The organism is Nocardia jiangxiensis NBRC 101359 (assembly GCF_000308615.1).
Taxonomy (GTDB): domain Bacteria; phylum Actinomycetota; class Actinomycetes; order Mycobacteriales; family Mycobacteriaceae; genus Nocardia; species Nocardia jiangxiensis.
Window position 1 is genome coordinate 10845 of record NZ_BAGB01000171.1, and the last position, 25784, is coordinate 36628.

Annotated in this window: 1 protein-coding gene (only partly in view); it reads right to left on the reverse strand. The window is 66.7% G+C overall.

What is annotated here, in order from left to right:
• Positions 1 to 25784 carry the 3' portion of a LuxR C-terminal-related transcriptional regulator gene (locus ON40_RS43905; protein WP_157186813.1) on the reverse strand. It continues 22420 nt past the right edge of the window, so the window shows 25784 of its 48204 coding nt (coding positions 22421-48204); its start codon lies off the right edge, out of view — the gene reads right to left on this strand; the stop codon is at positions 1 to 3.

Sequence of the window (25784 nt, forward strand, 5' to 3'; positions counted from 1 at the left end):
CTACCGAACCAGTACGCCCTTCCAGGCGAACCCTTCGAAGAAGATGTCCGCGTTCAACTTCCTCGGCTTCGTCGGCATGCGGTCGGCTATCTCGGCGGGGGTCGGGTAGCGGCCGTTCCTCGGGAAGTCGAGCTCGCCGAGTAGTTCGCGCAGTGCGGGGGTGACCACCAGATCCGGGTTCAGTGTGAGGTGGGCGCGGATACGCTGGGCCAGCGCCCGCATGCACTCGCGGAGGCGGGCCGGATCGGCCCGGCCGTCCCAGTCGACCCCGAGCTTGATCGCGGTCGCGGCTCCGCGCTGACCACGAACCGTCATGCTGATCTCTTCCACCTCGCAGCGCTGGAAGAGGTAGTCGCGCAGCGTCGGAAGGACGTCGTCGCTGCATCCGGTGCGGTCGTGCCACGGTTCGATCCACAGGTTGTCGAATCGGGCGACGAGCCGGTCGTCGTCGTCCCATTCGATGCTCAGGTCCAGATCGCCCACCTCGGCCGGTGTGCCGTTGCGGGTGACGAACACGCCGCGAATCCGTACCCCGGATACGTAACCGACCTCGCCGGTGCGTACATGTTCGACACGGTTGAGCACCAGTTCGATGCCGGAGCCGAACCGCTGCTGGAGTCCGGACAGTCTCGGCAGAAGTTCCTCGGGTCGGAGGTTCGCGAGCTCCGGGATGGCCGGAACGCGCGACAGGTCCGCAGCGGGCGCCGCCTGATCCTGCGGCGCCGGCTCCGGTAGCCCACTCGTGTCCAGGTCGGCCTCGAGCAGGGCGGACCGCGGATACAGGCTCGGATTCGCCGCATGCATCATGAGGTCGCGAACCTGCTCGAAGGGCAACGCTTCCGCACCGCGCGACGGCCACAGCCCGACGCGTTCGGCGTATTCCCACAGCGTGCGGTAGTCGGAGTAGTAGCGCTCGGTCAGCGCTTCGGCCTGGCGGGAGTCCCTGCGGATCTTCTGCGCGAAGGTTTCGAAGTCGCTGTAGAGCGAGTCGAGGGCGGCGATCGCGCGCAGCCGCCGGAACTCGGCCTTGCCGTCTTCGCCGTACTGGTCCTCGATTTCGGCTTCGACCATGCGGGTCACTTCGCCGAGATCATCCTTCCGCCAGGGATTCCAGAAGATGGTCACGTAGTCCCACAGCTTGTGGCGGACGCCGGTGAGATTCCAGTTGTCCAGTGCCACTTCGCCGTCCGGCTGCAGCCACGTGTTGCGGAAGGTCACGTTGCCGTGGCTCAGGCCGGACTCGGGCCAGGTGGTGTCGCCCGGCACGGATATCTCGTTCGGCATCGGTATCCGCAGCGCGTCCAGGAACGGGTGGCGCTGTTCGTATTTGATCCGCTGCATACTGCGGAACAGCTGCTCGTGTTCGGGCACGGTGCGCGCGGCGAGTTCGGGGGGAAGCTCGACCGATTGCATCTGCCGTAGCTGCCGCAATACGGCGGCCAGGGTGTCGAACCGATCATGGTCTCGGGTCGAGGGAATGCGCCCCGGCCCCATGTGGCGAATCGAACTGACACCCCGGCCGTCCGAGAGACTGCCCCATTGGGCCATCTTCTCCGGGACATTGACGCCGCCGTGGCGGGCCAGGTCCTCGCCGCTGTCCTCGGTCAGCGCGATGGCGTGGAAATCCCGGTCTCCGGCAAGGAGTTTGGGATGAGTGGGATTGGCTGCCAGGTCCTTGTCGCCGGGCTCGGCGACGACGAGTCGCACCTTCCACGTCCTTCCTTCGCTGTCGGTGACACACCAGACATGCGTGTAGTGACCCCGGGCGTGCGGCGCCTCCATCGCGGTCGTCACCGAGATCTGGAGCACCTGTTCGGGTGTCATGCGGCCGTCCCCGGCCGCCTCGGTGGCGTCGGGAAGGAATTCCTCGCCGCTCGGATGTCGTGTGGCCGTGCGACATTCGAGCGGTGTCGGCGGCGGGACCGGTCCCTGTTCGCCCGGCGTGCGGCGTTGCGCCGCGCGATCGGTGAGATCCTTGCTCGCCCACCACCGGGCGGCGCGCAGCACTCCCGGTCCGGTCCGGCGGCGCAACTCCTGCGGAGTCGCCGGGAGCGGCCCCGGCGACTCCGCGGAAGTTGCGCCCTCGGGCGCCTGCGCGCGGATGGTGGCGTGCACGGAGGCGGTGGACTCGGCCTTCCTGCCCGGATGGGAGTCCCAGCCGTATCCGTGCTGTACCGCCCGCACACTCTCTGTGCCGGTGACCTCGATCGAGATCGCGTCGGCGCCCATTCGACGGGCCAGGTCCTCGGCGACGCCGAGCAGGTAGGGTCCGCCGTATTCGCCGGCGAGCCGGTCGAGGTCGGCGGTGAGTTCCGGGCGGGCGGTGACCAGGCCCGTCTCGTCGAGTTCGAAAACCATCGGCACCACACCGAATTCGCGGGGGCCGTCCATCAGCACGGTGCGCATCCGGATGCGGCGGGCGATGCCGGTGTCCGCATCTTCGAGAGGCTCGAACACGGCCTGCACCGGTTCCAGCCGGGCGGGCCCGTCGGCGCGCTGCATGCCGACCAGGGCGTCCCACAGATCCTCCTCCGCGTCACCCTCGTCGTCGTCGATCGACAACAGGTCGTGTATCGACCGCTGTGGCGATGTGCGGGTCGTGGTCGCCGTCTCGGCACCGTGCTCGACCGGTCCAGGCTCGGCGGACTCCTGATCGTGCAGCCGTACCAGCCGACGCGCCCACTGTTCGATACGACTCTGGATCTCTCGCAGCGACGGCATCGGCAGTCCCGCCACCCCGAATACCCGAGCCAGGTTGCGGTGCAATGCTTTCGCCGCGTCCTCGACCGACATCCGACCGGCGGCGACCAACAGCGGCAGCCGGAAGCTGTCGCCCGCGGCGGACTTCCACGCCTCCAGCACCAGATACCGGTCGAAGTCCGCGACGGCGTTCTCGCCGTAGTTCTCCCGCAACCGGCGGCGGCACCAGTCCTCCACGTCGCTGCGGACATCGGCGGGCCACGGGTTCCGGGTGGCGAACGCGACGTAATCCCACACCGGCGAACCCGGTTGCGACAGCTCCAGATCCAGGAGCGCGATCCGATCTCTGCCGGGGCCCAGGCACATGATGTTGCCGAACGTCGGATCACCGTGCAGGACACCGAGTCGCACGTCGTCGGGGGAGTCGGGCCGGACGGTGAAGATCTCGTGCAGGCCGGGCATGCCGAGTTCGCCGTGCAATCGGTCGGTCCAGTCTTCGGGGTCGCGCGGATGTTTCCGGTCGTACTCGAGCGGGATCCGGGCCACCTCGCGCACGAGTCCCTGCTCCCATGCGGCACGGTTGGGCAGCGTCCGGACGTGTTCGGTGTCGCCCCAGTCCTGCGCGTGCAGCGCGTGGACCCGATCGAGTTCGGTGAATACGGCCTCGGCCAGGTGTCGCCAGGCTTGGTTCGGGGCGGGATCGCTGCCGTCCGGGTCGGCCAGGGGCGGCCAGGGGCGGTCTGCGGTGGGATGGCTGCCGTCCAGATACTCATGGATCAGGAAATTCTCCGGGTAGGTGTCCTGCGTGCCGACGTGGAGCAGCTTCGGCACCCGGACACCGGCCATCCGGAACAGCTTCACCGCCTTCTGCTCCCCGAAGACCAGGCCGATCCGCGGGTCGAAATTGGGGTTCGGCGTATCGATGGCCACCCGGATGACGACATGGCGGCCGTTCGGCATCGTGATGTCCCACACCCCGTGATGATTTCCGGCGAACGAGGCCCGGTTGCGCACCAGGGCGGCGATGAATTCGACCTGCGGTCCAGGGAGTGGCGGATCGTCGGTATCGGTATCCTGCCGTGCCGCACGGGGTTTCGGCCGGGGAGTCGCGGTGGGCGCCTGCTGGGGTGCCGGGCCGGGCGTGCCCGCAGGCGCCTCGTCCGCGTCCACTCCGTCGAGCACACCCCACCACTGGTGCTCGTCCGGCCACTGGTCCGGCGACTGCTCGAGATACGCCGCCAGCTCGGGGAAGGTGGGCCGTGCCTCGGCCGGTCGATCGAATCGGTCGAGCATCGGATCGGCCACGACCCGCAGATCGCACGAGTTCAGCAGGGCGGCAGTGCTTTCCCGCGATTCGGCCAGATGGTCCGGCGCCGGATCCAGCCGCAGGCCGTGCTGCGCGGCGATGCGGAAGCCCGCCCGGCCGTGGACAGGGACGACGATCCGGCCACCGGCGCCGATCGCGCGGCGCAGCCGCGGCAGGAAATGCTGCGCGAAATCTTCGGCGACGGACTCGTCGACGAAGAGATGGTCGAATGTCACTGTGACACGGCCGTTCTCGTCGCGACGGAGATGGAACCGCATATCGCCCGGTTCGTCGCGGTCGGAGGGGAGTCCCGCGACGATCGTCGCCGATACGGTCAGGCGCCGGTTCTCCGCGTCGCCGGTGTATTTCGCGGCGGTCGGCCGCACGGCGAGCTCGAGCGGACCGTACTGCTGCGCCAGCAGGCCGGTGACGACGGCGCGCAGTTCCGCGTCATCGGGGAGTTCGTCGGCCGGTAGCACCGGCTTCGGACGCGCTTTCCCCGGCGGACCCGCGCGCACGGCAGGCTCTCCGGGCAGCGGCTGTGCTCCCTGCCCCACGCGCAGCGCGTCCGCGTCCTGCCGCAGCAGCCCCCGGACCACCTCCGGCGACTGCGGCTGCCAGTCGAGCAGACGGCACAGCCGCCGATAATCGGAGTAGAACCGCCCGGCCAACGTGTCGAGCTTGCCGGGATCTCTCGCGATACGTTCGACGAAGTGGCGGGAGTCGGCGTAGAGCGAGTCGAGGGCCGCCATCGTGAGCAGCCGGTCCAGCTCCGCCTCGGCGCCCGCGCCGATGAGACCGTGGGCCTCGAGATCGCGGACCTCGTCCCTGATCTTGTTCTCGATGACCTCGGCACGGTCCGGCGGCCAGTTCGTCCAGAGCATCGTCACGTAGTCCCACAGCGGGTGGCCGATCGCCGCGTTGTCCCAATCGATGAACCGGATCGTGCCGTCCTCGTCGACGCGTACATTGTCCAGGGTCATATCGTTGTGGTTGAGGCTCGGTCGCCACACCTCGTCGTCGGTGTCCGGCGACCAGACCTGATGTGGCGCAAGCTGGATGAGCGAGTCCAGCCAGGGCGCGCGCTTGCGATAATCGCGCCGCTGGATGTCCAGGTACAGATGCAGATGTTCGGTGACCGACCGCTTCGTCGCGTCCGCGGGAACCGCCATTTCCAGCATCCGGCGCTTCACCGCGAACATCCGGTCCACGATCGTTTCGTAGTCCGGATCGGTCGGCTCCGGGGTTCGCACACCGACGTACTGTTCTATCTGGTAGGGCCCGTACTCGAACAATTTCTCCGGGGCGGCGGCCTCCTCCGCGGCAAGCTCCTTGGCCTGGTCCGGGGCGAACGCGAGGTGATGGAAGAAGCGGCTGACGCCATCCTGCCGACGGGGATTGATGGTCAGATCCTTCGCCACAGCGGTCGTCGGCAGCATCCGGGAGATGACGACCCGATCACCGTGGTCGTCCCGGTCGAACCACACCATCTTGTTGTTTCCCCACAGGTCCGGAGGGCGGAGCCCGGCACGCAGCAGCATCCTGGCGAAGGACTTGGCCGTTTCCCGATCCAGGTCGCCGTGGTTCTGGATCTCGAGGTCGAACGCCGCGGGGACTGGCGGTTGCTCGGCGGGCGGTTCGGTCTGCGGCAGTCCGGGATCGCGCCACACGGCGCCCCCCGCGTCGGACGCGCGGGTCACTTCGACAGTGCCCCACCACGATGCGGGGAGGGGGCCGAGACGGTTGGCGACGTCATCGAGATCCACCCCGGCGTCGAGCAACTCTCGCGGTGTCGGGAGATCACCCGCGCGCAGTCGGCTGCTGCACTCGCCGATGCTCACCGGCACCTGGGCATCACCGTGCTCGAGCGAACTCAGCACCTCACCGACTGCCACCCGGATGGCATCGAGATGCTTCTCGTCCCACTCGAATCCGGCTCGGGCCGCGCCCGGCCCGTCGGTGACCTCCATCCGGAGCCGGTCGGCACCCGCCGCGCGGGCGAAGTCGAGCGCCAGGTGATCGATCGGGGTGTACTTGTCGGCGCGGTGGCAGGTGGCGGTGATTCTGCCGGAGTCGTCCAGATCCAGCGTGATCTGCACATCGCCGTATTCGCGGGTGCCGTCCATGACGACGGCATCGATGCGCATCCGGGCGGAAACGCCGCCCTGGCTCGGATACTCGATGCGGACCCGCGCGGGCTCCAGCCGCGGTGGCCCGTCCCAGCGCCGGATACCGTCCAGGAAGTCCCGCATCTGCTTGGGCCCCAAGGAAGTACCGGAACGCCGGAAGACCCGGAACAGTCGTCGCGCCCACTCGGGCTGGGGTGCCGTCGCGGTGGGTGCGGTACGGACCTCGGCGGCGGTTGCGGTGGCGGCTGCCGCGTCCGGCAGGTCCAGTTCGCGCTCCGTCCATTCCAGCAGCAGTTGCTCGACCCGCGTCTGATCGAAGGGCGGGGTCACGCCCGCGGCTCTGCAGACGCGAACGATATTGCGGTAGAAGGCGGGCAGGACCTCCTCGACCGTCACCATTTTCGCGGCGATCTTCTTGGGCAGCCGATACGCGTCGCCGACGACCGACTTCCGCGCCTCCAACAGCACGTAGCGGTCGAAGTCGGTGGCCGCTTCGGGCGCGTAGTGGGCGGTGAGCATATCCCTGATCCACGCTTCGATCTGATCGTGCACGCCGTCGTCGAGCCAGTCCTCGGGGACCGGCCGGCCCGGGACCAGCCAGTCGTTCCCGAGGTAGTACCGGGCCCAGTCCCAGGCGATCGGGGCATATTGCGAGGATTTGGCGTCGGTGAATCCGATGCGGTGGTCCGCACCGCGCCGCATCTTGCGCCGGCGCGGGTTGCCGTGGCAGAACCCCATCCGGCTCGCCGTCGCATCCGCGGCCAGCGGCATCCACGTGGTGGACAGGGGCACCCCGCCGATCAGCGCGTCCAGCCTGTGGTCGACGTCGTTGTGTTCCAGGTCGCGGATCCGGCGCTGTTGGGTTGCGTCCCAATGCTGTTGCGTGGTGGTCGGACCGGCGGGGATCGGCACATTGTGCAGCCGATACAGCTCGGGGAAGACCTCCTCGGTCAGGGATTTCCACCCGTCCTTCGACTCCGGAACCTTGCCCGGCACGAACTCGTGAATCGTGACCTGGGTGCGGAAATCCGCAGTGTAGCGCGGTGCCAGGGAGTCGAACAGCAGCCGCGGGCCCTGTACCCCGGCCGCGTGAAACTGGTTCGAGGAGTCCTCCGCCGACAGCGCCAGCCCGTCCAGATCGAAGTTCAGCTGCTCGGCATCGGGGAGATACACCCGGACCGTCACCTTCGGGCCGGCCGAGCCGGTCTCGGGTGAGAGCGGCAGGTGCCAGACGCCGCACTGGTTTTCGTACTCGTCCGGGTCGGTGGCCTTCACCTGTTCGAGCACCTCGACGACCGGAAGGCCGCTGAGCCGTCGAGCGATGCGTGACTCGGCCGGGGCCGGCGCGCTCGGCACGGCCCGGCACGGTTCGCTCAGCCACAGCGGTGCGTCGACGACCGGCGTCAATCCTGCCTGCAGCATCGGGTGAAGCTGGTTCACGGCGGGGCTCGCCGGGTCGTCGGCAATTTTCATACGCAGCACATCCGCACCCGCTTCGCGTACGAAGTGGCGCACCATGTCGAGGAACGAGCCTCGCTTCGCGCTGTCCAGACGAGGCTGGTACAGGGGAACGAACTCCGACGGCGGGCCGGGATCGACGTATGCGGTGACAGTCCCGGCGGCGTCGAGGTCGAAGCGGATGTCCACATCGCCGAATTCCGCCCGGCCGATCATCACCACGGCGCGGATGCGCAGCCGCGCCACCACGCCGACGTCGGAGTCGACGAATTCGTAGCGGGCCTCGGCCACTTCCAGGCGGTGCGGCCGCTGGTACCAGTACTGGGTGCCGTTCAGTGCGTTCAACTTCGTCCGGCCGGTTGCCGGATCCTCCAGCAACGCACGAGCCGTCGTCGTGAGACTTCCGCCCAGCGGCTCGCCGGGTTCGTGTCCAATCGTGAGATGTTCCTGTTCCGACGCCCACTCGCGGGCGTTGAGGCGCGAGAATTCGTCGAGCAACATCTGGAATGCCGGATCGGGCATCTCCTCCAGCAAACCAGCGGCGCGGACCAACTCGAGATTCCGCCGGAACGCCACAAGTAGTTCTGGGGGCCGGACGGTGCTGTCGGTGAGATCGCGCGGCGATTGGAAAGCCTGGTCGATGGCGGCGATTCGTGCCTCGAGCAAGACATAGCATTGAAAGTCCGCCAGCCCGGCTCGGCCGCGCAACCGCTCGACGCGGTTGTGGCACCACAGCTGCACCTGCTCGCGCACCCTGGGTGGCCACGGGTTGCGGACGATGAATGCGGCGTACACCCACTCCAGCGGCCCGGATTCCGTCAACTCCCGGCTCGGCGACACCAGCTCGCCATCCGGCGTGCGCGTCAGGCTGCCGAGTATCACCGCCGGGTGCAGCCGTTCGGGCTGATCATCACCGGCGACCGGGGGGCGTTGCCGGAAGGTGCGGTACAGCTGCGGCAGCTCGAGAAATCCCGATCCCGGTCCGAGACATTCGATCTGCGCCTCCGCGAGGCGAAGCGCGCGGCGGACGTGCTGCTCCCACTGGGCACGTGTCGGCGCCGACGCCGGTGGAGGCGGCGCGTCGGCCGGGACGAGTTGGTCGAACAGTTCATCGGCGTCGTCGGCGAGGAACGTCATGTCGTCGTCCACGAGGTCGGCGATCGTCAGCCCTCGTCCGGGGACGTGTTCCTCGACGCTGACATCGTCCTCGACGTACAGCGTCCGCCGTGTGCGGTGACCACTCGGCCCGGTGTTTTCCAGCGCATCGGCAATATTGGTGCCCGGCCCGGGGACGACCTCGAGCAGGGTGGTGACGAGGTCGGGCGTGGCGATATGGTCTCGGCTTCGCCTGACACGGACCTGCCCGGAGTGCCCTGGACGCGGATCCGGCAGCAGCCACAGCCCAACCGCACCGTCCAGGTAATCCGGCGCCCGCTCCCGGGTCCGCTCCAGCAGCGCATGGGCCTGTGCCTCGGTGACGGCCGGTTCGGTGGTGGCCCGCCCGCCCACGGATGCGGCTCGGCCGGAGCCATCGTCGCCGGTGTTCTCGTGCTGGTTGTCGGCCGTGGGTGGGGTTGGCGGGCCGTGCCCGGATGGGCCCTCGCCGGGGCGGTGGTTCTCGCCTTCGGGGCGGGAATCGGCGCCGAAGCGGAGTTCTTCGGGTGGTGGTGAGTTGGGTGTCGCGCCGGGGAGGTGGAGGAGCTGGCCGGGCGTGTTGTTCTGCCGCATGTGGGGTGTGCGGTGGTAGGTGAGTGTCCAGAGGTTCGTGGTTTCCCGGTGGGTGGTCCCGGCCAGTTGGGGGAGGGTTGTGTGTTCGCCGGTTCGGGTGCGGAATTGTGCGTGGCCGTGGGTGGTGTGCAGGTAGGTGATGGGTTGGCCGTCGATGTCGAATTGGTGTGTGCCGTCGGTGTTTTCGCCGTGGTAGGTGAGGGTGTAGGCGTGTCCGCCGATGCCGTGCCGGTCGGTGGTGGTGCCGCGTTGTTCGAGGATGAGTGTGGTGATGGTGGTGCCGTCGGGGCTCCCGTCTGCTCGGGCGATCATGGCCTCGACGAGTGCGGTGTGGCCGGAGTGGTTCTCGTCGTGGGGGATTCGGTCGGGTTGGTTGCCGTGGAAGGTTCCGGCGTCTTCGAGGTCTTTCCAGGACACGCCTTCGGCCCAGTCGTCGGCGAGGTGGAACTGTTCGGCGACGGCTCCTTGTCGGTCGATGAGTCGGGTGATGGCGCGGGGGACGCAATGATTGATCGGCAGGTGGCCCGACCGGGCCGGAGCGGACGGATACACGAGGTCTGCCGCGAAGCCCGCTGCCGCGCGGATCGCCTTCGCCGCGTGGCGGGCGGGGGTTCCGGCGAGGCGCTGCGCCGCACTCAACAGGCTTCGCCCGGATTCGCCGGGCAGGATTCCGGCGATACCGTCGAGGATCTCCGCCGCGGTGCCCAGCACCAGGTTCGGGGCTTCCCGCAGGACGGTGCTGACCAGATAGCGGTCGATGATCCGCATCATGTATTCCTCGGATGCCCGGCTGCCGATCAACCACCACAGGTACGCGCACAGGTACCGGGTGTACAGATATTCGTCGCTCTGGCGTTCGAGTCCCCGGCAGCCCGGGAAATGCAGCGCCGACCACAGGTCGTTCTTCCGGAATCGGTCCCAGAACGCGAACTGTTCGGCCGTCAGGAGCTTCTTGTCCACCAGCCCGCGCATGAGATCGACGTCGCCGTCCAACATCGGCCTGCCCGCGAAATACTCCATATCGCCGCGGGCGATCGCGCGGAGCTGTGGCAGTTCGTCGAGCGAGGTATCGCGCAAGAATTGGGCACCAGGAGTGATCTGGTCGTCATTGGCGGAGCCGGTGGGCCCCTCCTCGGTGTCCATGGGCATGGTCCGGAATTTCCAGACTATGACCGTCTCGCCGTTGCTCGCGATTTTCTCCTGCCGGATGAACAGCGAGGAAAAGCTCACCTTGCCCCCGCGCACCAGCTGATCGACGGTCAATCCCGTCGCGACGAGCAGGGTGAGCGTCAGATACACGGGGGCACGCTCGATCAATCGGGCCAGTTCCAGGAGGTCTTTCTCGGTCAGCTCCACGTCCCGCAGCTTCTCGGTATCGTGCGAGAAGAGGTTTTTGAACCACTCGGCTCGATTACTCACCCAATCCGGGCCGAACGCCTTCCCCGGCGCAGGTTGTATCGGAATTTTCCGGAGGTACCAGAACGATTCGGGGGCCACGGCGAGAATCGCCCGAATCGTCGCGGCCACCTCCGCCGCCCGCTCGTCCGGGCTGAGCACCTTGTTCAGGCTCGGCATCTCATCCGGTTTGCGAACATCATCCGGATCGTGTGCCGAATCACCGGGGGTATCCGCCGTGTGGTCGGGCGCTTCGGACCCGGTGTCCGGTGGTCGGTGGGCCCCAGGCCCGGCGGGACCGAAGGCGAATTCCGTTCCCGTGTCCCGCATCTGGTTGCGCGCCCGCCGTGGCCGTTCGGGCCGGTCCGTGGCCTCCGCTTCGGTTGGCAAAGGTCCGGGCAGTTCGGGTGCAACGCCGCTGGTCGGCTCGGCGGTCGTCGCGGTGGGAGCGTCCGCACGGTGCGGGCGGCTCGGCCGCGGCGATCGCGCGCGCAGAATGGTGTCGGCCAGGTCGTACCAGTAGTTCAATTCTCGTCTCGTCGTCGTCGACATCGACCCGGCGACAGCCGATATCAGATCTTCGGACGTGGATTCGATCGAGGTGCGGCCCTTCGGGCCGGTGGGATCTTCGGTGCCGCGCAGGAATTGCACGAGCTGCTCCACGTTCGAGGCCAGCTGCTCGAGCGGCGCGAGCATCGAATGCAGGGGATAAGATGCCGAGCCGCCGACAGAGGTGGCTGCGACGGTGTCGATCACCACCTGCGTCCCGGCACACATCTCACGGACGGCGGGCGCCCAGGCCGCGAGATGGCGCGCCACCTCCGACAGCGTCGCCTCGTTGAGCAGTCCCATGATTTCGGGGTGGACGAGATAGGAGACCTGTTCGTCGAATCGCCAGCACAACCTCGTGATCAGCGCGTTGATCATCAGGGCTGGGCCGGTCAGGTCCGCGGTCGGAGGTGTTTCGCCGCGGCGGACCGCAGCGAGCCGGTCCGTGGCGGTCGCGCGCAGGTCGGCCAGGATTCGCCAGGCATCCTCGACGGCCACACCTGCGGCCCAGGCCTCGAGTTCCGAGCGTGTGGCGCCGGAGAGATCCGGTATGACAGGAGTGCCTGTCATCGGTGCCGCCGAAGCGGAAGGTTCCGTGACGGGTGAGTCGGCGGGCGCTGTCGCCGCTGACGTGTCGTCGTCGATGGTCGAGATCGGCGGCATGCCGGTGCCGGTTTCCTGCGCTGGTGCGGGATCCCACACCCCCAGAGTTCGAAAGAGCCGCCCGCTGGTCACACTCGACCGGTGGCGCCACTCTCGGCCCGGCCGGTCGAAGGCATCCGGCAATTCGGATCGCACGAATTCGATCTGCTCGGGGGTGAGCAGTCCGAACCTGGCCGAACGAGTCAATTCGATGACATCGTGAATGATTCTCTGGATATCCAGGAAGAGGGAATAGGTGTAGAATAAATCGCTGTCGATGTGCACCTTCTCCAGCAGTGCTTCTCGGAAATTCGGGCGTGGCGTGAGAAAATGCATGCGGACCCAGTCGAAAGCCGGATCGCCGGGCCTGGTCGACTCGTGGTCGACTGTCGTGACGATGTCATCGGATTCTTGTAGAAGATTTCCGAGGTGCGCGTCGGCATGTATGAGGGTGAACACGGTCGGTCCGAGTCTCCGTGCCAGTCGAATGACGGGTTCGAAAGGGTTGTCGGGTACTCCCAGTTGCTGGAATCGGTTGCGGAGTTCAGGCAGTGCCGAAGCGAAGGTGGCCATTTCTTCGGCGATCATGCGCCGGAGAAATTCTGCACGATCCCCTTGTATCTTCGGTGAACTGTTGTGCAGTATCCGGACTGCGTCGATCACCTTGTCGATCCAGACTATCGGCTGGTCGGCCACCGTTCCGGCCGCTTGCCTGAATCCGTAGATCTGGACCCCGTCGACAACAGTGCCGTCGGGCATGGTGACACCGTCGACCACCGCGTAAACACGTGGCGTGGGCACACCCTTTTTCGCGTACAGTTCGAGCACGCGCGACTCGACGAGGAGCCTGATGTCCTTGCTGCCGCGTTTGGGGAAGCGCACCATGAATTGGCCGTCGGCGACGACCACATTCTCGTGGTTCTTTCCGGCCAAGGCCGTCGATCTGCGGCGTATGGCTTGCGCGACGAGCGCGCGGGCAATCTCGTCGGGCATATCCTGGCCCGAATCCCCGCCTCGGTACCGGTACTCCCCTTTCGGCAGCAGGCCGGGGATCGGGTCCTCCCGTTCGCTGGTGACGCCGTTCGCGGCGGTGTCGGCTTCCGCTGCTTCGGCGATCAGTTTCGCGAGTCGGCGCAGAGCGCGGACCTCCACTCCGCGTGCGGTTTTGCCCAGGTTCAGCCTCTGCGCGGCTTCACCGCGGGGCAGTCCTTCCCGGAACCTCGCCAACAGGATGTCGCGCTCCTGCGCGGGAAGATCGTCCAGACATTGCTCCAGCCGCGACCTGGTCGCTGTGTGCAGTGCGCGGGGATACCGGGACGCGCGAACCTGCGTGTCGGCCATCAGGGCGACCAGCATCGCCTGGCGGAACCGAGCGAACGCGAGGTGTTCGACCGCCAGATCATGAGCGAGGGCAAGGAGTGCGTCCGGCTCGCCGTCACCGACCCGCGCGAACGCATCCGCGGTGATCTCGAGGGCGGCTCGCTCGTCGCCCACCACGTCGAGCGCCGTGCGGAACGCCGTGCGTTCGAGATGTTGCGGGGATGCGTCGTCCGCGGTGCTGTGTCCGGGAGAGCCGGGATCCGCGTCGTCGTGCCGGGATTCGGTGGGTGACTGCGTCGCGGACGGATCCGGTGTTCGGGCAGTCCACGGTGTCGCGCCTGCGGCCGGTGGACCGGAGAGTTCCGCGGCGCGGGGTCGGTCCGATGAATGGCCCGGGTGGCGGGGGGCATCCTCGGGCTCGTGGTCGGAGGATCGTCCGATCCATACGTTGGGGTGCTGCCGGTCTCGTGTGCGGGCGCCTTCGATGGTGTGCTGGTTGTGGTCGGCGTCCAGGACGAGGACCAGGACGCATTCGACGGTGCGGGGGTCGTTCTCGGGCAAGCCCTCGATGGTGCCGTCGGCGTTGACGAGACGGAATGCGTGGGCGCCGACGGGTTTTCCGTCGATGCTGTTGTCGTGGTCTTCTTCGGCGAAGACGTGGACGACGATGGCGCGGGCGCCCGGCCCGAGTTCGCGCAGTTTCTCGGTTATTTCGTGGTGCGGGTCGGCGGGGTCGATTTCGCGGAGTTGCTGGAGTTCGCGGCCACCGAGATAGTGTTCGATTCCCGGGTCGCCGGGTTCGCTTTCGAGGGGGACTCCGGCTGCTTTGTCGAGCTTGGGGACTGTGGCACCGGGAAGCCCGGCGGCTTGTTCGGCGAGTGCTACGCGTCGTACGCAGTTGTTGTCAGGTGAGGGTGCGGGTGCGGGTGCGCCGGGCTCCAGGGTGGTGTCGAGGGTGACGAACGCAGCCGTGCCGGATTTCTCCGCACCGGCGGTTCGATCGACTCCGGTCGGCAAGATCGGTGTCGTACCGTCCGACGCGGTGCCGCGTCCGCCGGTTCCGGCGGACAATTGCTCGCCGCGCCTACCGATCGCGCCGGTGCGCGCATCGTCCGCACGCGTAAGCCGCGGATCGGGCTGCGGCGCCTGTCGCGGCAGTGGTTGGGGCCGGTGCGTGAACGCATCCTTGTGCGCGGCCGGCGATCGCGCCGTATCGGCGATCTTCGTATCGAATCCGGCGTCCGATCGCGACGTGAGTTCGGCCTCGAAGGTGATGAGGCCGTTCTCCACGGTCGGTTCGGAGAGCGGCACGAGTGTCGAACTCCGCGCAATCAGGATCTCTCGTTCGGCTGCCTCCTGCGTTCGTGCCAGCCCCTCGTCGATGACCGATGTCGATTCGACATCGATCAGCTGCGCACCCGTGTCCGCGTAGATGATGACTTGGACGGGCAAGTCGGCGTGGCGCCCCGGCAGCACGGAGGCGGCCATCAATCCGGTGTCTGTCATCGGGAAGCCGAGGAGCCCGTCGCGTCGGCCGAACACTCGCTCGAGGCTGTCGAGTCTCCGGTACAGCTTGACCGGCCCTGTCGAGGCGGCCGCGTGCCGGAACGCCCAATCCATGCAGTTGATCTGGGCCGCAAGGGTTTGCGCCTCGGTCCGGAATTGGGGCGTGTCCGGCCAGCCGATGCTTCGGCCGGCGGCGAACACTTCCTCGGCGGTGACCTCGCGTCGGGCGAACTCGATCCGCTGCTCTGGCGTCAGCCGTCGCCCCATCGCGCGCAGCACAGGGTTCACCGAGGCGGATGCGGTGAATGACCGGAAGGCGCCGATGATCTCATCCGCGCGGCCACTGGCCGGATGATGCCACAGATGTACCCAGCCGATACCGTTGCGGATTCGAGCTACCGCCTCGTCACCGTCGGCTGCCGTACGCCGGAACCACTCGAGTCGTCGCGTCACTTCCGTGGGCGGCGGGACCTGGGCGCCACCCATGATCAGTTGCCGCAGGCCCTCGGCTGACATCGCTGGTTTCTCGTCTCCGCTGGCATCACCTGGTATCGATTTCCTCGCGGGTTCGTTCGCTACGCCGGCACCGGCATTGCCGACATCGTTATTCGCCTCGTCGGTGGCGTCGTCCGGATTCCGCAGTGTGCCGTCGGTGACCACTGTTCGGTCCTGGGCGCGCGGTGTAGCGGAGCCGTCTGTAATCGCAGAATCTGCTTGCGGTGCATCAGCTTCCGATGCATTCGACAGTTCCGCTCCGGGTGTCGTGTGCACTACCCGCGTCTCGCGTTGTGAGCGAGTGCGCACGGGCGCCTGCTGAACATCCCACGTCGCGCCGAGTTCCGACACCAGCAGGGCGAATCGTGGATCCGTGTTGCCATCCCGGAGCAGTGCCGATCGAGTCTGGCGAAGGTAGGGAAGCGGGTTGCCGGGTCGACCGGTCTGCGCATAGTGCGCTGTAGCTAGGAGAATCGCGGTCTTCACCGCTTCGATGACACGGGGTTGCAGCAAGCGCTCGTCGCGACGATCCGCGAAGAACCGGCGTGGCCAGGTCGGATCGGGGCCGGTCTCCAGCCCGTGTTCGGTGATGGCGATGGTCGACGGGGTGGGCCCATTGCTCAGAGGCTCCATCACATACATTGCCGCGTTGCTGAGGAAGGTGAGCATCTCGTCGTCGGGAAGGAACGGGACCGGTCCTCCCTGCCAATCATCGGCAGGAAGGTGGAAGAGGTGGCCGGTTTTGCTTTCCGGATGTGGGTCGTCGGGGGCGATGGACAGAAACGCGTATTCGCCATCGATCGCGGTCGCGGCGTAGATATGCTTCAGCAACTCCTCGGCCCGACCACGGAGGCCGTTGTCCACCAGGGTGAAGGCGCTGCCGGGCACTCCGATATCTATCCCGAGGTCGCTCAGGTATTCGGTGTAGCGCAACAACGTTCCGGGAACCTTTGCCTGCTGCTCGTCGGTAAGTGCTTTCCGGAAGGACGCACCAAGTGGGAGGCGAGTCCGGGTCTGTGCCTCGTAATCCTGGGCCAGCATTTCCGTCAATAGGCGCGAGATCGCGATTTCCCTGCAGAACATGGCGAAGAACTGTGGGTCCCGGCCGCGCACCGCGGCGGCGATGATGCTTCCGTCCCGCTGCGCGAATCCGGCTTTCCAGGCTGGATTCCGGGCCGCACGCGTACGCAAGGTGGGCAGCATACTGTCGGCGATGCGTGCATAGAACGGGCCGAACAACTCCAGTCCGAGGTCGTAGGCGTCCCGGACAAGCCGCGCTTCACCAGCGTCGAGTGTGAAGGCGTGGACGAGGTCGTCAATACTGGAAAATGCTTGCTCGGCAGGGATTTCGGGGAAGTTCCGCAGGAAGAGCTCACGTGGTGGCGCGGCCGTGGCCAGGGTGACCTGGACGGGTCCGGCGGATCCGGGAACGAGCTCGGCGCTACCATCCGCGGCAGCGGTGCGAAGCCCGTGCAGTCGCAGTTGTAGTCGATTGTGTTGGTCGGCCCGGCGGACGAGCGTGTCGAGTTCGAACAGCTCGGCAGCAGCGGCCAGACGTTCGATCTGCGGGGATTCCAGCGTTCGGCCCAACTGCTTGATATCGTCCAGCGGCCGCTGCTCGGCATCGAAGTCGTGCACCTTCGTCGGTGTAGGTACCCCGAGCACCGCACGCAACTGGTCCTGGAGTTCGGCGCGCCGCTGCCACAATCGCGCGTCTTCTGCCGGGGCCGGGGCGTTCTGCTCGGCGGCGAGTAGGCGGATCCAGTGGCCGATCCATGGTCCGTATTCCGTGGGTCGGGCAGCGCGTTTCACCTCTTCGATATCGTGTGCGCGCATGATCCACAGGGCGTCCTGCGTGATCTCCATCGCATCGCGCAAACGTTCCGGAGTCAGCAGATCCGGATCGACGCCGATCAATTCGGCCAATTCGGTACGCGCCTGGGCGATTTCGCGTCGCCAGCGCCACAGTTGCGCCGAACCAGGGGTCAACGCGGCTGGGTCGATGGGTGCACTCGGTGCAGGCTCGCCGGGCGTGCCGTTCGCGAGACCACTCGGAAGGATCAGTTGCGTCGGCGATTTGTCCGTGCGGTTGAACCGGGTCTCGTTGAGCCGAGTCGCCTCGTCATCGCGCAATACGCGTGCTCGCCGCAGTTGCGCCTCGACCGTACGGATGGCTGCTTGCGGCTGATCCGCTGCATCGGAGCGGCTCCGGGTAGCGGCTGCCGGATCCGCTTCCATCCCTGACTCGTCGCGTGCTGAGGTCGAGGGCTCGGCGCGCCCGTGGGGGATGGCCGCGACGGCGACCGTGAGGTCGCCCTCGACGGTGCAGCGGCCCTGCACGAGGAGGGTGGGCAGTGCGTCGAATGCCTCGGGGTCCTCGGCCAGCACGCGGGCGTCGAAGGTGCCGGACTCGGGGTGGAATGTGACGTCGATTTCGTTGCGCTGCAACGGCCACGGGATCAGCGCTTTCACTGCCTCGATGACGCTGTCCTTGGCGGCGATCAGCGCTTGGCTGTAGTGCACCGTCTCGTGGTTCCAGGCTTTCCGCATCCGAAGGGCTTCGCCGGGGCGTACGTCATTGCCGAACCGTGGGAAAGGCCGGGCGGCATCGTCTTTGGCGTCGACGCCGACGGCCAGCAGGTCGGCAGCGTCGGCAACCACTGCGGCGGAATAGGTTTCGGTTTCGGTGACACTGCCGACCGTGCCGGCCGGCCAGCGCGGTTCCCCGTCGGGGCCGACATCGACCGGCTGGTCGCCGAGCCCGAGAGCGTGCAGTGCACGGTCGACACAGACCGCTGTGTTGTGGATCGGCGAGCGACCCATGCCGAATATTTCCGCGCTGTGCACGTCGGTCGGTACGACGGTTGCGACCACGCCGCCGTCCACGACCGGCTCGACGGCGGGGGCCGGTGCGGATGGGGGCGCCGGTTTCATGCTGCGTGGGTCGAGCGGATCCCGGACGCTCAGCGGTGGAGCCGCCGAGCCGTCCATGCCTTGCGAGGGTGCGGGTTTGGTGGGTTTGTTGCCTTCGCGGGCTGCATCGGGTCGCTCGAGGGCCATAGTTTCCGGATGCGCAGCCGGGTTGTCGGCGGGCGCGGGAGAAATCTGCTGCCATGGGGTCGCGGCGGGCGGTCCCACGGTCCCGGATGGCGTGTCGGCCTCCTCGGTCTCGAGTCGCGCGATGGCCGCGTCCATCATGTCCAGAAGTGTCCTGGAGTGCGCGTCTTCGACGTCGGACTGTGCGATCTCGTCCTGCGTGAGAATGCGCAGTGCCAGGTCGTCGGCATCCTCGGCCGAGGCCGTTGCGTCGGTAGCATTGAAGGCGAGCAGGGTGAGCCGTGCGATTTCCGCGTCCAGCCGCTCGAACTCCTGCTCGAATCGAGTGCGGTATGCCTCGGCTGCCGCATGTGCTGCCCGCACCGATTCCGCGTCTGCTCGGCTCCTGGCGAGTTCCGCAGTCGATCGATCGAACTCGGCACGCCAGAGGGCCCGCGCGATTCGCGCCCGCTCGCGCTCTGTGACCAAGCGCTGCCTCTCGGTGAGTAGATCGCTGAGAGAGATTCCCTCGGGAGTAGGGCGATCGATGACTCCGCGACGCCGCAACAGCCGGTCGAGATGTCCGACGATCTCGTCGATCAGTTCACGGGCGACCTGCGCGGCCGAGTCGTCGGCTGTCGCGGGATCCGCGTCCTGCGTGCGTTGGGCGGGACCGAGGGCGGTGGTCGATACGTGGCCGTCGGCGTCGACTCGAATGTGCCGGTAATCCACCTGAATGCCGGACTGCGACAACATATTCAGTGCGGCCGGGGTGAAGAAATGCTCGGGATCGGCGAATGGCGACAGTACCCTGAGCGTCCTGCCCTCGAGCCGGGCCCAGCGTCCGATCCGATGCCCGGGCAGCTGTTCCAGCCACTGGAGTGCCGCGTCGGCCGCCGCCTGCATACGGACGGTGTGTACCGCGTCGTCCAACATCTCCAGGGCATACAGTTCGCGGCGTCGGTTCCCCTCTGCCCAGGAGGAGATCTGGTTCGGGTCCGGCTTCGTGATCGCCGAGTAGCGCGTCTTCTCACCGAGTTTTGTGAGCTGGTGCGTGGCAGCGGCGATCCGGGCACCCCAGTCCGGACGGTCCGCACGTGGTTCCGTCATCGAGGTGGCGCGCTGCCATGGGGCCGGTTGGATGGCTTGTGACTGCTCACCGGGCTCGTTCGCCGCGCGCACCTGGCTGGACCCCTCGTCGATGGGGGCGGACAACTGCCACCAGCGGTCGATGCGTTGTGCGGTCGATGTGCGCACCGTTTCCGGTACGTCCTCGATCAGTACCCGGCCGGCCAGGTCGACCCGTACCCGCCGCGTGATCACCGGTATGCCGCGTTGCTCCACGCCTGCCAGCGCGTCTCCCAGGCCGGTCGGTCGGCCGTGAGGTGTGAACAGTTCTATCCGGCCGCCGCCGACGAACCGTGCGGTCGTGCCCACCGGGTACCCGTCCGCAATCGTGGCAGCTTCGTCTGCGGCCAGTTTCTCCGCTGCCGCATGCGCCTGCGCCAAGTCGGCGTCGATGACCGCGCACTGTGGCATTACCCCGGCGATGAGTTCCAGCAGTGCCGACAGTCGGTTGCGTTCCTGGCCGTCGAGGTCGTGTCGAGACAGTGCGTCCATTGTCCGCGCACGCACGGTGACCACGTCCAGATATGCCGGAGCGGCGCCTGCGGCGGCCCACTCGGTGACGCCCGACAGTGCGGCAAAACCACGCTGTGCCACCAATGTGTCGCGGATTTCGTGCAGGAGCGCTGTTCGCTGCCAGACCAACTCGCAGACCCGCTGAATCTGCTGGTCCAGTTCATCGGGGTGGGCGTGGTCCCATTCGGAGAACTCTCCGTCGCCTGCCTCGTGGCTGTCGTGGTCGACGCCCAGCATGTGGGCTCGCTGTTCACTCTCCAGCCGGGCGAGCTCATCCCATGCGGAACGCTGCTCACCGTTCTGATCGGTGTATTTCAGTGTTGGTGCCGTGTAGGCCGAACGATTTTCGGGATCCAGTTGCCGCCACATTCGAGCCAACGCGCTGACTGAACCATTCGGGGCCAGGCTTGCACGGAAACCGGACGGCGCCGGGACCGATTCGAGTTTGTCCGGCCGAGCATGCGCGACGATGCCACGATCGGCCGCTTCCTGCCACACCTGCGCGACCGGGATACCTCGGAAATGTGCTTGAAGGGCATATGCCGGGTGTGTGAAATCGTCAGGTTCGCCGTACCCGAGAGCAGTGTTCGCCTCGGCCAGCGCCTCCGACGGGATGAATACATCGTCATCGCCCAGGGTGGGCTCGATCGGGCCCGCCTTGCGGAACTCCTCTCCTTCCTTCATGCGACGTATCTCGTCCTCATCGAGCTGTTTCAACCACGCGTTGTAAAGTGCCTTTCCGTCGACTTTCTCGACGGTCTTTCCGTCTTCTTCGACGGTGACCTTCGCAACTCCGAATTGCCGCACCCACGCATCGAATTCCTCCTTCTGCCCGCTGAATTTATCGAACCATACGTTGAAGGCTGCATACAGGTAATCTTCTTCGGTAGCCATCTTGCGGCCCCGACTGTATCTGACCAGTCTTTTCATCCAGTCGTTGAATTGAGTATCACCGAATGGGGGGTATGTGGCCTTCAACTCATCGAAGTATGTCATCAGGTAAGGGAAGGCTCCCGCTTGCAAGGCGTCGCCGTATTCCCATTTCCTGTCGAACCGAATATCCGACGGTAGCGTGCCCGCACGGCGCATTTCGGCGAGTCCGTCGTACAGGTACCCGTAATCGTTGGTCGTCGGCAATTCTCCGGATTTCTGATGATCTCGGATGATCTCCGTCATTCGCTTGCTTACAGCGGGCACCCGGGCGCCGGGGTCCCGGAGGTGGGCCATTTCATGTCTTACGGCGTCGTACGGTGCAATTCCGGTAATTGCCCCTAGGAGTGGTTGCTCCCCGGCCGGTGCTTCCGTCTTCTGATCCCACAAATATTGGAAGTACGAGGCATTGGCGAAGTATTTCTCGTTCAGGAACATGCAGACTTCATTGTCCTGCGGCGAGCTCGCCACGCAAGCGACGGTACCGTCTTGTAATGGCGATACGACCAACGCGTCGAAGTGGATCGGCAGACCGCCGGGGAGCTCGTCTATGATCGCTTTCCGGATAGAGAGGCGGGTATCGTTGGATATCTCCAATCTGCTCAGTCCCAGTACTTCGTCTATTTCGTCGACGATCGCATACTTTATGGCGAGGGCCGTCTCGAAGGTGATCCCCGGCTTGTCCAGCCCCAGCACCTCTATCCCGTAGGTGTCGAATAATTCGGCGGCGATCGCCTGCTTGATATCCCTCTCGAACTCCGAATCCGAGCGTGTGTCGTCGAGAAGTCCGTGACGCTGCGCCTCCTGTGCCAGACCGATCTTGCTGTTGACGCCGAACTTGCCGAACAGCGTGCGAAGCACCGGCCGCACCCGGCGCTGCCCGATCACATTCCCGATCGCCTTGTTGGTCCGGCCGTGCGCCACCATTCGGATGACATGGGCTTCGAGCTCCGACAGTTCGATGTAGCCGGAAGCTGCGGTGTCGTCGTCGCGGTGGGCAGCGGCTCGTGCTTCCTGCGGCGGCGCAAATTTTCCGACCGGCGGCTCGGGCCGGCGTCCGGAAGGGGGTTCGGCGAAACCGAATTTCGCGGCGACGGCTCGGGAAAGGTCGTCCGGATCGACCCGCGGGCCGGCGAACAGTGACTCGTCCACCAGTGCAATGCCCTGCATGCGCAGCCCCTGCACGAACTCCAACACGGAATGCTGATGGGGGATCATGAAAGCTGCTGTTGCGGCGAGAATATCGTCTTCGGATAGGCCGGGAACCGACATCCATCCGATCCGCGCCAAGATCCGGGCCGCACTGCCGGAATAGGCTGACACCAGAGGGTTGCCATCCGCTACGGCATATTTTGCGAACCATTCGTTTTCGGGATCGAATTGCACCAGTGCCGTGGCCTGTACCCAGGGAAGTGGTACCGCATACCGGTCGGGGTCGAGCCGGAATGCGTCCGTCGGGGAGACCTTGCCCGCATTGCGATAGACCTGAACGCCGTTCACGAGGTAGTCGCCGTTCGCGCCACGCATCCGCTTGCCGTTTTCGTCGTAGACATAGAGCGGGATGACGTATCGGACCTCGGGGTCTTCGGCACGCAATTGTGTCTCGAGCTCGCGGGCATCGATATGGCGGTCTTCGGTGCGGGGGAGTTCCCGGTCGGGGTCGAGCCGACTGATGCTCAGCACGTCGAGCTCATCGGATATCGCCTCCAATTCGCGCACGGATAACGGCATGCCCAGCAGCTGGTACTCGTACAGCGTGAGGCTGCGGCGCTCCTGCTCCTCGGCCGCCCGGTCCAGCAATGCGTCCTTGCGCAGCGCGTATTCCGCGAACACCGCATCCGCGACCGGGTTGTGCGCGCGGGTATGTTCCACCTGGCGAAGATCTGCGGCCGTGATCGGTTCACCCGGGTGCGCTGTCAAAACCGATTCCCGAACGGCGGCCAAGGCGTCGAAATTCAGGCGTAGCGCTTGTGTTCTGCGGCGCGCCTCCCCGTCCGGCCGTCGCCATTCCGCGTCCGGCAGGTTCATCAGGTTGGCAATACCCTCGTCGAGGGTTGTTCCGGCTCTGGTCCGGGTCAGTTCCGCATTACGGATCAGCGCGTTGAGGACCGCCGCCATGATCTCGCGCAGATTGCCGTCGCGCCGAAGCTCGTCGAGTGGCACCGAAGCCTTGACCATGCCGCCCCACCGGATGGTTTCGCGAGCGTCGAAGGCAGCGCGGATCTGCTCGTCCGACGCGTCCGGATGCAGTCCGCGCAGCAGTTCCTCCAGCCGGTCCAGCACCGCAACAGCGGCAGCCCTGGCCTCCGGCTTGTTGTACAGATAACTTCCGAGCTCGACCTCGCGTGGTATTCGGCGCACCCGCCACCCGGGCTCGGCAGGCTTCGGCGCGGTATTTCCGGCGTCCCGTGCCGAGGCGTTCCACGGCGTCGTCGCACCGGCCGGTGGCCGACCCTGCTTGGCTTGCCACGGCGTCGGCCGCGCAGATGCATCGGGTTGTGTCGCGTCGAGTGTGGTGCGCGGGTTCGGGGTGGAGCCGTCGGCGGCTGCAGTGGCCGCTGGTGGTCCCTGTGCCGAAGGGCCTTGGCCTGCATCGGTGCTGGTGTCGCGGTCCGGGCGGGAGCTCGCGCCGAATCGGAGGTCCTCGGGGGGCGGCGTCGGGTCGCCGAGGTTCCGCACCAGTTCGCCTCGTGCCATGTCGGGGGTGCGGCGGTAGGTGATCGCCCAGAGTGCGCCGGTCTCCGAGCGCGTGCTGCCCGCAAGTTCGGCGAGGGATACCTTGTAGCCGGTCTCGGTGCGGAACCATTCGAGTCCGTCTTCGATGCCGAGGTAGGTGACGGTGTGGTCGTTGATCTCGAACTGTGGTTGTCCGGCAATGTTTTCGCCGACGTAGGTGAGGGTGTAGGCGTGTCCGCCGACGCCGTGTTCGTCGGTGGCGCGCCGTGCGTCGCCGTGTTCGTCGGTGGTGACGCGTTCTTCGAACACCAGCGCGGTGACCTTCGTTCCCGCGGGGCTGCCTTCGGCCTGGGCGATCATGCCTTCGATCAGCTTGCCCTGCCCGGTCGACCGGTTGTCGGTGTGGAACTGTTCGGGTGTCCCGCCGCGGAAGGTGTTTCGCTGGCGCAGTTCTTTCCAGGACACTCCGTCGACCCGGGCCGGATCGAGGACGACCGGATCGGCCACGTCACCCTGGTGTGCTCTGAGATCGTCGACGGATTGCGGCACACAGTGGTTGACCGGCTCGGTCGCTGGGATCTCGTTCGGCGATCCGAGCCCGGATCGATCGCCACGCCCGATCAGGAACTCGGTGGCCGCGGTCTGCAGGACAGTGGGCGTGCCCACCGGTGGTTGCGGGTCGATGTGCTCTATCAGGTCCGGCCGGCCAGCGGTGATCCAGGTGATGTTGTCCAGCGGAGTGGTCGGCGTCCGCTGCTCGTCGTCGGTGTAGGAGTAGTAGCCCTGGTGCTTGGCCGCGTTGCCGGTGAACTCCGGCATCGTCGCGTCGAAGTGGATGACGCCGGTGTCCAGCGCGGGATGCAGGCCCAGGCTCTTGACGAACAGTCGTCCGCGCCGACTGCGCCGACCGCGCCGACCCGGGGTGAGGCTGCCGAGCTGGGCGACCAGGTCCCCCGGCGCGATTCCGACGTAGACGTTCGGGCCGATGCCGAACTCCCGGGCAGGTATCGGCAGACCCGGTGAGCCGGTGATGATCACCTGCTCCATCTCACCGGCCAGTCGCCCACCGGCACCGGCGTGGCACAGCGTGACCGACCCGTAGCTGTGCCCGGTCACGGTGCGCAGTCGTGGTGGGGGAGGACCGTCGGGACGGGTGGCCCGCAGTGCGCGAGTTGCGTTGTAGGCGGCGATATCTCGCGCCACCACGTAGCCGCCCACCCGGGCGAAATCGGAACGGACGGCCTCGCCCCGGTGAACCGGATGGTGGTACGAGATGTCGACGATCGCCGCGACCGTATCGTCGGGGGCCTTGCGCGCGGTCTCGGCGAACTGATTGTGCGCGAACCTGCTTCGGTACAACAGCGAGGTCTGCGTGGTGCCGTTGCCGCCGATGTGACGGGTCACGTTCGACGCGGTATCGGCATTGCCGATCGACACGGACAGCCTGCCGTTGTCGCCGTATCGTGCAGGCTCCCAGGCGATCAGCTGCACCGGCGGCGATCCGGGCAGCTGCCGCGCCGCCGATTCCACTTCGCGCAACTGGTCCCGGACCGCGCGGATCGCCGCACGCGCCGTCTCTGTGAAGACGGGCAGCCGCCAGTGCTCGGCGAGTTGGTCGTCCAGTACCCGTTCGAGGAACAGCCGGTTGGCGATATCCCTCGAGGTGTAATCGACGCCGTCGGCATTGCCGATGTGATGCGGGTACGCCTTGACCACGGCCGCCTGCTCATCGGCGGAAAGGCCCTGCCACCAGCGGCCGTTGCGAGTAGCACGGTCACGCGAGCGCGAGACGACATCGCCGTCGCGCGGCACCTCGGCGAACAGTGACAGCAGGTCGGCGCCCGCGCCCAGATATTGCGGCAGCCGGGACAGCGCGCTGTGGACGAGCCGGCGTTCGTGCGTGGTGAGCGGGAGGTCGTCCGGCGCGGGCAGGCCGCGTCCGGGGTGTGGCCGGGTTGCCGCCCGCCCGGATGCGTCGGAGGGCAGCGATTCGTCCGCGTACGGTGCCAGGCGCATGATGCTGTCGACGAATTCGGTCTGCGACCATTCGGGATCGTTCAGCAGGTCCGATTGCGTGGCCCGTAGGGCGCGTTGGAATCCCACAGCGTTGAGCCGGGATTCCTCGAACGTGATCTCCCCCGCCGCCACCTGCGGCGCCTGGCGCAGGACGACATTGATGACGCGCTCGAGCTGCAGGAGTTCGAGCCAGATATCGACGTTGTGCACTCCCTCCCGTGGCGCATAACCGGGCTCGGTCATGCGCTCGAGGAAGG